7 protein-coding genes are annotated in these 9,055 nt (G+C 72.9%); all 7 read right to left on the minus strand.

Annotation, left to right across the window (positions count from 1 at the left end):
• Positions 1-127, minus strand: a 127-nt coding sequence (locus ACFPZN_RS55100; protein WP_378293271.1) for an Hsp70 family protein, incomplete at its 3' end; no start/stop codon positions are given.
• Between the two features lie 191 nt (positions 128-318).
• The gene (locus ACFPZN_RS55105; RefSeq protein WP_378293259.1) at positions 319-1,476 is read right to left on the minus strand and encodes an acyl-CoA dehydrogenase family protein; all 1,158 of its coding nucleotides are present in this window, start codon (positions 1,474-1,476) and stop codon (positions 319-321) included.
• An 88-nt stretch (positions 1,477-1,564) separates the two neighbouring features.
• Positions 1,565-2,659, minus strand: a complete 1,095-nt coding sequence (locus tag ACFPZN_RS55110) for an acetate/propionate family kinase (RefSeq protein WP_378293261.1) — start codon at positions 2,657-2,659, stop codon at positions 1,565-1,567.
• Between the two features lies 1 nt (position 2,660).
• Complete coding sequence (locus ACFPZN_RS55115; RefSeq protein ID WP_378293263.1) at positions 2,661-5,120, minus strand: phosphoketolase family protein; 2,460 nt, start codon at positions 5,118-5,120, stop codon at positions 2,661-2,663.
• A gap of 110 nt (positions 5,121-5,230) precedes the next feature.
• Positions 5,231-5,872 carry a 4'-phosphopantetheinyl transferase family protein gene (locus ACFPZN_RS55120; RefSeq protein ID WP_378293265.1) on the minus strand — a complete coding sequence of 214 codons (642 nt, stop codon included), beginning with the start codon at positions 5,870-5,872 and terminating at the stop codon, positions 5,231-5,233.
• Positions 5,869-6,723: a metallophosphoesterase family protein gene (locus ACFPZN_RS55125; protein WP_378293267.1), complete on the minus strand. Its 855-nt coding sequence runs from the start codon at positions 6,721-6,723 to the stop codon at positions 5,869-5,871. The genes ACFPZN_RS55120 and ACFPZN_RS55125 overlap by 4 nt, the downstream gene beginning before the upstream one ends.
• 139 nt (positions 6,724-6,862) lie before the next feature.
• Positions 6,863-8,791 carry a PhoX family protein gene (locus ACFPZN_RS55130; RefSeq protein ID WP_378293269.1) on the minus strand — a complete coding sequence of 643 codons (1,929 nt, stop codon included), beginning with the start codon at positions 8,789-8,791 and terminating at the stop codon, positions 6,863-6,865.
• Positions 8,792-9,055 lie beyond the last annotated feature (264 nt).

Genomic DNA, 9,055 nt, shown 5'->3' on the forward strand with positions numbered 1-9,055 from the left:
CGAACGCCACCACCGACGGCGTGGTCCGCGAACCCTCCGCGTTGGCGATCACCGTGGGCTCGCCGCCCTCCAGGATCGCGACGACCGAGTTGGTCGTCCCCAGGTCGATACCGACCGCACGTGCCATGTCCCTCGCCCTCCACCTGATCGCCCGCCCGGCGCGCGGCCGGGGCCCGGCATCCGCCAGGCTGCCCCAGCCCGTCGGAGGTGTCAACGCGAGTGAGCCGGGGCGACTCAACTTTGATGCGCCATGATCAGCAAGGTGGAACGGCGGGTGTCGCCGGGCCGCGCCTCACCCGCACGGCCCGGCCTGGGACGTCACTGCGGAAGGCCGCCCCGGGAGACGAGCTGGCTGACGATGACGTTGCGCTGGATCTCGTTGGTGCCCTCGCCGACGATCATCAGCGGCGCGTCGCGGAAGTAGCGCTCCACGTCGAACTCGGTGGAGTAGCCGTAGCCGCCGTGGATCCGGACGGCGTCCAGGGCGATCTCCATGGCCGTCTCGGAGGCGAACAGCTTGGCCATCCCGGCCTCCATGTCGCTGCGCTCGCCGCTGTCGTAGCGCTGGGCGGCGTGGACCAGCAGGTTGCGGGCGGCGGTGAGCTTGGTCGCCATGTCGGCCAGGTAGTTGCCGATGCTCTGGTGCTTCCAGATGGGCTTCCCGAACGACTCGCGCTGCTGGGCGTACCGGAAGGCGTCGTCGAAGGCGGCGCGGCCGACACCGGTGGCGCGGGCGGCGACCTGGATCCGGCCGATCTCCAGCCCCTTCATCATCTGCGCGAACCCCCGCCCCTCGACCCCGCCGAGCAGCGCCTCCCCCGGCACCCGGCACGCGTCGAACGACAGCTCGCAGCTCTCCACGCCCTTGTAACCGAGCTTGGGGAGGTCCTTGGAGACGGTGAAGCCGGGGACCTTCTCGACCAGCAGGATGCTGATGCCGGAGTGGGCCGGGCGGGCGTCGGGGTCGGTCTTGCACATCAGCGCCACGAGCTGGGAGCGGCGGGCGTTGGTGATCCAGGTCTTGGCACCGTCGACCACGTAGTCGTCGCCGTCGCGGCGCGCCACCGTCCGCATCGCCTGCAGGTCCGAGCCGCCGCCGGGCTCGGTCAGCGCCATCGTGGCGCGGATCTCGCCGGTCGCCATCCGCGGCAGGTAGCGGCGCCGCTGCTCCTCGGTGCCGTAGGCCAGCAGCAGCTTGGCGACCACGGTGTGCCCGCCCATCGACCCGGCCAGGCTCATCCAGCCGCGCGCCAGCTCCTCGGTGACCAGCGCGTAGCACGGCGTGGAGACCGCCGCCTCCCCGTACGGCTCGGGCACGGCCAGCCCGAACACGCCCATCTCCTTCATCCGGTCGATGAGCTCGCCGGGATAGGTGTCGGAGTGCTCCAGCTCGCGGACGACGGGCCGGACCTCCCGTTCGACGAAGTCGCGGACGGTCTCCACGATGGCGCGTTCCTCTGCGCTGAGCCCGAACATGCTCACCCCTCCCAGGAAGTCACCTATAAAATATATGATCCTGGGTCGCGGTGCGAAGCCGGGGGGTGAGAAGCCCGGTGAGACGACGTCAGCCGGCGTGCAGGGCCTCGCGCACGCCCGCCGCGATCTGGAGATCCTCCCTCGCCTCGACCACCAGGGTCCGGACCCGCGCGCCCGGCGCGCTGACGTCGGTGTCACCGCGGGCCGCGCCGTTGGCGTCCGGGTCCACGGCCGGGCCGAGGAACGCCAGGTCGGCGGCGGCGCGGCGGCGGACCTCGGCGTCGTGCTCCCCCACCCCGCCGGTGAAGACCAGCGCGTCCAGCCCGCCGAGCGCGGCGATCATGGCGGCGGCGCAGGCGCGCAGGCGGTGGTGGTAGACGTCCAGGGCCGCCGCCGCCACGGCGTCCCCCCGGCCGGCGCGGGCCCGCACCTCCCGCATGTCCGCGGTCCCGGCCAGGGCCAGCAGCCCCGACCGGTGCTCCAGCGCGTCGTTGATCTCGTCGGCGGGGACGCCGTGGCGCAGCAGCCACAGCGGCACCCCGGGGTCGATGCTGCCCGCCCGGGTCGCCATGACCAGGCCCTCCAGCGGCGTGAACCCCATCGTGGTGTCGACCGAACGGCCGCCCTCGACCGCGGCGAGCGAGGCGCCCGCGCCCAGATGGCAGATCACCATCCGCAGCTCCGCCGGATCGCGGCCCAGCAGCTCCCCCGCGCGGCCCACGGCGTGGGCGTACGACAGCCCGTGGAACCCGTACCGGCGCAGCGCGAACCGCTCCCGCCACTCGGCCGGGACGGCGTAGGTCGCGGCGGCGTCCGGAAGGGTCGCGTGGAAGGCGGTGTCGAAGCAGGCGACCACCGGCACGCCCGGCAGGGCGCGGCGGATCTCGCCCAGCGCGTACAGCGACAGCGGCTGGTGCAGCGGCGCCAGCCCGATCAGCCCGTGCAGCCGCGCGGTGACCCCGTCGTCGACGAGCGTGGGCGCGGTGAAGCCGGGGCCGCCGTGCACGAACCGCAGCCCCACCGCGTCCGGACGGGGCATCCGGTGCACGGCCGCCGCCACCTGCTCGGCCTCCCGCTCCCCCATCCCCGTGGCGACCTCGGCGCGCGCCGCCACCGCGTCGCCGGGTTCGAGCACGCTCAGTTTCAGGCTGCTGGAGCCGGGGTTGACCGTCAGCACCCGCATCTCAGGACGCTCCCCCGTACGGCCACACCCAGTCGCGGACCTCGGGGGCGTCCTCGCCGTGCTCGCGGGTGTGGACGCGCATGGCCAGCCGCTTGTCGGCCATGCGCTGCCGGATGTGCGCGACCCGTCCGCCCAGGGACGGCACCCGGTCGATGACGTCCATGACCAGGTGGTAGCGGTCCAGGTCGTTCATCATCACCATGTCGAACGGCGTGGTCGTGGTGCCCTCCTCCTTGTACCCGCGCACGTGCAGGTTCGGGTGCCCGGCACGGCGGTAGGCGAGCCGGTGGATCAGGTACGGGTAGCCGTGGAAGGCGAAGATGACCGGCCTGTCGGCGGTGAAGATCATGTCGAAGTCGCGGTCGGAGAGCCCGTGCGGATGCTCGGTGTCGGGCTGCAGCCGCATCAGGTCGACCACGTTCACGACCCGGACCCGCAGCTCGGGGAAGTATTGCCGGAGCAGGTCGACGGCGGCGAGCGTCTCCAGTGTCGGCACGTCGCCCGCGCAGGCCATCACCACGTCGGGGTCTCCCCCGCCCCCGGTGCTGGCCCACTCCCAGATGCCGAGGCCGCGCGTGCAGTGCGCGATGGCCTGGTCCATCGGCAGCCAGTTCGGCGAGGGCTGCTTCCCGGCGACGACGACGTTGACGTAGTCGCGCGAGCGCAGGCAGTGGTCGGTCACCGACAGCAGCGTGTTGGCGTCCGGCGGAAGGTAGACCCGCACGATCTCGGGCTTCTTGTTCATCACCACGTCCAGGAAGCCGGGGTCCTGGTGGGTGAAGCCGTTGTGGTCCTGCCGCCACACGTGCGAGGACAGCAGGTAGTTCAGCGAGGCGATCGGGCGCCGCCACGCCAGCCGCCGCGTCACCTCCAGCCACTTGGCGTGCTGGTTGAACATCGCGTCGACGATGTGGACGAACGCCTCGTAGCTGTTGAACAGCCCGTGCCGCCCGGTCAGCAGGTAGCCCTCCAGCCAGCCCTGGCACAGGTGCTCGCTCAGCACCTCCATGACCTGGCCGTGCGGGCCCTGGTGCTCGTCGGTGGGATACCGCTCGGCCCGGAAGACCCGGTCGGTCACCTCGAACACCGCGTCCAGGCGGTTGGAGGCGGTCTCGTCGGGGCCCATGAGCCGGAAGCGGCCCCGGTTGGCGGCGAGCACGTCGCGCAGCCACGCCCCCAGCACCCGTGTGGGCTCGGCCGTCCGCTCGCCCGGGCCGTCGACCTCGACGCCGTAGAGCCGGAAGTCCGGCAGGACCAGCGGGCGCAGCAGTTCTCCCCCGTTGGCGTGCGGGTTGGCGCTCATCCGCCGCCGGCCGCGCGGCGGCAGCTCGCGCAGCGTCTCCACCGGGCGGCCGTCGGCGTCGAACAGCTCGTCGGGACGGTACGACCGCAGCCAGTCCTCCAGCCGCGCGAGGTGCTCCGGATCGTCGCGCACCCTCGACAGCGGGACCTGATGCGACCGCCAGGTACCCTCCACCGGCAGCCCGTCGACCTCTTTCGGCCCAGTCCAGCCCTTGGGCGTGCGCAGCACGATCATCGGCCAGCGGACCCGGCCGTTCGCCTGGCCGTCCGGGCCCTCCGCCCGGGCGTCGCGCGCCGCTTCCTGGATCCGGGCGATCTCGTCCAGGGCCTGGTCGAGCGCGGCGGCCATCTTCTGGTGCATCGCGGCGGGCTCGTCGCCCGACACGAGGATGGGACGGTACCCGTACCCCGACAGCAGCAGCGTCAGCTCTTCCTCGGGGATGCGCGCCAGCACCGCCGGATTGGCGATCTTGTAGCCGTTCAGGTGCAGGATCGGCAGCACCGCGCCGTCGCGCACCGGGTCAAGCCACGTGCCCGAGTGCCAGCTCGCCGCCAGCGGCCCGGTCTCGGCCTCGCCGTCCCCGACGATGCACGCCACCACCAGGTCCGGGTTGTCGAACGCGGCGCCGTAGGCGTGCGCCAGCGAGTACCCCAGCTCGCCGCCCTCGTGGATCGAGCCGGGCGTCTCCGGCGCCACATGGCTCGGCACCCCGCCCGGGAAGGAGAACTGCCGGAACAGCCGGGCCATGCCCGCCGCGTCCCGCGACACGTCCGGGTACACCTCGCTGTAGGTGCCCTCCAGCCAGGCGTTGGCGACCGCGGCCGGGCCCCCGTGCCCCGGGCCCATGATGTAGATCATGTCCAGGTCGCGCGCCCGGATGACCCGGTTGAGATGGGCGTAGCAGAAGTTCAGGCCGGGCGAGGTGCCCCAGTGGCCCAGCAGCCGCGGCTTGATGTGCCCGGGCCGCAGCTCCTCCCGTAGCAGCGGGTTGTCCAGCAGGTAGATCTGCCCCACCGACAGGTAGTTCGCGGCGCGCCACCAGGCGTCGATCGCCGCGGCCTCCGCGGCGCCCAGCCGATCCGTCGCGGCCGGCCGCTCGGTGCCGCCCGCCCGCGGCGCCGCGGCCCCCCTCCCGCTGTCCCGCAGGGCTCTTCTCAAGGGTCGTCCCCTCCGCATCGCAGGGCGTTCGATCAACGCCGGGAGCAGTACCCTCGACGCCCTTCCCCGCGCGGGCGGGACCAATCGGAACCGGGACGCACCGGATCCGGTCAGCCGGCGGGCACGGCGATCGCGGTCACGGCCAGGCCGCCGCCCGCGGCCCACCGCCCGTCGAACGACGCGAACGGCGAGTCGCCCACCAGGATCGCGGCCCGGAACGTCCCGCCGGGATCGAAGGTGAGCGAGGCGTCCTCGAACCCCAGCCAGCGGCCGGTGACCGGGAACCACGCCTTGTAGACCGACTCCTTGGCGCTGAACAGCAAGCGGTCCCAGTGCACGCCCGGCGCGGTACGGCCCAGGCCGTCCAGCATCGCCAGCTCCTCCTCGCGGGCGACCGCCTCCAGCACCCCGTCCGGCAGCGGGCCGTGCGGCTCGGCGTCGATGCCGAGGGCGGCCAGGTCGGCGGCCCTGGCCACGGCCGCCGCGCGGTAGCCGTCGCAGTGCGTCATGCTGCCGACCACCCCGTCCGGCCAGCGCGGCGCCCCCTTGTCGCCGCGCGTGATCGGCACCGGCGGCAGGCCCAGCCCGGCCAGCGCCCGCCGCGCGCACCAGCGGACGGTGGTGAACTCCCGGCGGCGCTTGTCCACGGCCCGCGCGACGGCGGGCTCCTCCTCGGGGAGCAATTTCGCCTCGGCCGGATCGTCGTAGGCGCTCGCGGTGACCACTCCCGCGGGCAGGATCCGCTCGATCATCCGGCGGCCGCCGCCGGTTCGGAGGGCGGGGCGGGGAGGATGCGCCGCGGCCCGCGCGGGCCGTCGCCGCGCTTGCGCCACTCGCGCGGGTAGCCGACCGACACCTCCTCGAACCGCACCCCGTCGCTCCACAACGTCCGGGGGATGTGCAGGTGCCCGTACACGACGGTCACCGCGCCGAACCGCACGTGCCAGTCGGCGGTGCGCTCACTGCCGCACCACTGCGCGAACTCTGGGTACCACAGGATCCGGGTGGGCTCGCGGGTCAGCGGGAAGTGGTTGGCCAGCAGCGTGCGGGCACCGTCCGGGAGCTCGGCCATGCGCCGCTCGGTGTAGGCGATCCGGGCGTCGCACCAGGCGTCGCGGGTCGGGTACGGGTCGGGGTGCAGCAGGACCTCGTCGGTGCACACCACGCCCGCGTCGTAGGCGACCTTCAGCGCCTCCTCCTTGGTGGAGGTGCCCTCGGGCCGGAAGGTGTAGTCGTAGAGGACGAAGAGCGGCGCGACCGTCACCGGGCCGCCCTCGCCCTCCCACACCGCGTACGGGTCCTCCGGGGTGAGGACGCCCAGCTCCCGGCACATCTCCACCAGCCGCAGGTAGCGGGCCTCGCCGCGGAGCTGGACGGGGTCGTTCTTGGGCGTCCACAGCTCGTGGTTGCCAGGGGTCCAGATCACTTTCTCGAACGCGCCGCTCAGCGTGCGCAGGGCCCATTCGACGTCGGCGAAGTGCTCGGCGACGTCCCCGGCCACCACGAGCCAGTCGCCGTCGGACTCGGGCCGCAGCCCTTCGACGAACGCGCGGTTGTCGGCGAATCCCACATGGAGGTCACTGATCGCGTAAAGACCGCTCACCCTGTGATCCTAAGGGCGCCGGCCGGACGCGGCGGTGTGGCGTGGCACCCATTCGGCGGACGCGCGGGGCGGGCGGTGCCAGGGCCCGCCCGCCCCCACGTCGCTCAGTGCCGGCTCGGGTGCCGGCTCGGGTACCGGCTCACGTGCCGATGACGCCGCCGTCCTTCTTGCGGATCACCAGCGTCGCCGGACGCGGCCGGCCGGCCGGGTCGAAGTCGGGCCAGTTGCTGACCGCGCGCGGGTTCTGCGGCGTGGGCGAACCCCAGAACGTGGTGGCCTCACCCGGGTGCTGGATGTTGACGAACATCGTCCGCCCGTCGGGCGTGGCGCTGATCCCGGTCACCTCGCTGCCGCGCGGGCCGACCAGGAACCGGCGGATCTCCCCGGTGCGCGGGTCGGCCGCCAGCATCTGGTTGTTGCCGATGTTGTCGTGCCCGCGGTCGGGGCGGTTCTGCGTGGAGTTGGACACGTCGGTCTGGATCCACAGCCGGCCGTCGCCGTCGAACCACAGGCCGTCCGGCGAGCCGAACACGTCCTCGGCGGCCAGCTTCACCTGCGGGTCGTAGGCCGGGTCCCCGGCGAGCACGAAGATGTCCCACTCGAAGGACGTGGCCGTGTTGTCGCCGTGCTTCTCCCGCCACCGGATGATGTGCCCGTACGGGTTGGGCTTGCGCGGGTTGGCCTTGTTGTCCCAGCCGGAGCCGTTGGTGAGGGTGAGGTAGACGTCCTTGTTCTTCGGGTGCACCGCCACCCACTCGGGACGGTCCATCTTGGTCGCGCCCAGCGCGTCCGCCGCCGTCCGGGTCCGCAGCAGCACGTCGGCCTGGTCCTTCCAGCCGTTGGCCGCGGTCAGGGGGCCGGTCCCGAACGTCAGCGGCAGCCACGTCCCCGAGCCGTCGTCGTTGAACCGGGCGACGTAGAGCGTGCCGTGGTCGAGGGGGTTCTTGCGGAGGGCGCGCAGCGCCCGCCACGGCGCGCTGCCCACGAACTTGTAGACGTACTCGCCGTCCTGGTCGTCACCGGTGTAGACCACGACGCGGCCGCGCGACTCGGTGACGGTCGCGCCCTCGTGCTTGATGCGGCCCAGCGCGGTGCGCTTGACGGGCGTCGACTTCGGGTCGAACGGGTCGATCTCCACCACCCAACCGAAGTGGTTGAGCTCGTTCGGGTTGACGGCCAGGTCGAAGCGGGGGTCGGCGACATGCCACCGGTAGCCGAACCCCTCGGCGACCACCCCGTAGCGGGCCTGCTCGGCCGTCGCCTTCCAGGAGGCGTTCTCGGTACCGAAGTAGCTGTTCCAGTTCTCCTCGCACGCCAGGTACGTGCCCCAGGGCGTGTAGCCGTTGGAGCAGTTGTTGAGCGTGCCCATCGGCTTGTTGTTGGAGCGCAGGAGGGGGTGGCCCGCGGGCACCGGGCCGGAGAAGGCGACCGGGGTGCTGCCGGTGACGCGCCGGTTGTACCGGGAGTCCACCTGCCGCCACCGGCCGCCGGACTGCTCCACCTTCACGACGCTCACGCCGTGCCCGGCCAGCGCCTTGTCGACCTTCTCCTTGGTCATGACGGCGTCGCCGTCGGGGTAGAGCAGCGTGCGGTCGATGTACTCGTGGTTGAGGACGAGCAGTCCCTCCCTGCGGCCCGACGGGAAGAAGTGCATGCCGTCGTGGTGCATGCCGATCTGCTGCGCCTGCTCGGCCGCGGTGTTGGAGGCGTCCTTCTTCCACTTGGGGCCGCGCGAGTCCAGCGGCGTGCCCCACGGGATCAGGACCTCGGCGACGTACCCCTTGGGCACCACGACCGTGTCGGCCGACCCGGCGGGCACCGGCTCGAAGCCGAGCAGGCGGCCGTTCCCGTGGCCGTGACCGCGTCCGCCGGAGGCTACGGGGGCGGCGGCGGCCGAGCCGGCGGTGGCGGCGCCGAGGAACCCGGCCGCGGCGGCCACCGTTCCGCCGCGGATCACCGACCTCCTGGACCAGCGGGTCTCGACGACCTCCCGGAACGCCGGATTGCCCGACGGGTTGGTGCTGACGTCCTCGGGATCGGCCCCGCGGGCGACGTCGTCCACGGTCATGGGGAACCTCGCTTCTTCTCCGGCTGACGGCCCCGCCTCGTTCCCCGCGCCGCCCTCGGGCGCGGCGAAGATCGTTCGGCGGTCATCAGGAACCTAGAAGCCGCCCGTGACCGGAGAGCGGCACATACGTGAACAAACGCCCCTTAATCCGGCCATGACCGGCCGAAACAGGCCGAGCGCGCACCGTCGCGCGGCTCGCGCGGCTCGCGCGGCGCGCTCCGCCGCCCGCGCCGCGCCCACACCGTCAGCGCACGCCGCCGCCGG

The organism is Actinomadura rugatobispora (assembly GCF_042656285.1).
Taxonomy (GTDB): Bacteria; Actinomycetota; Actinomycetes; order Streptosporangiales; family Streptosporangiaceae; genus Spirillospora; species Spirillospora rugatobispora.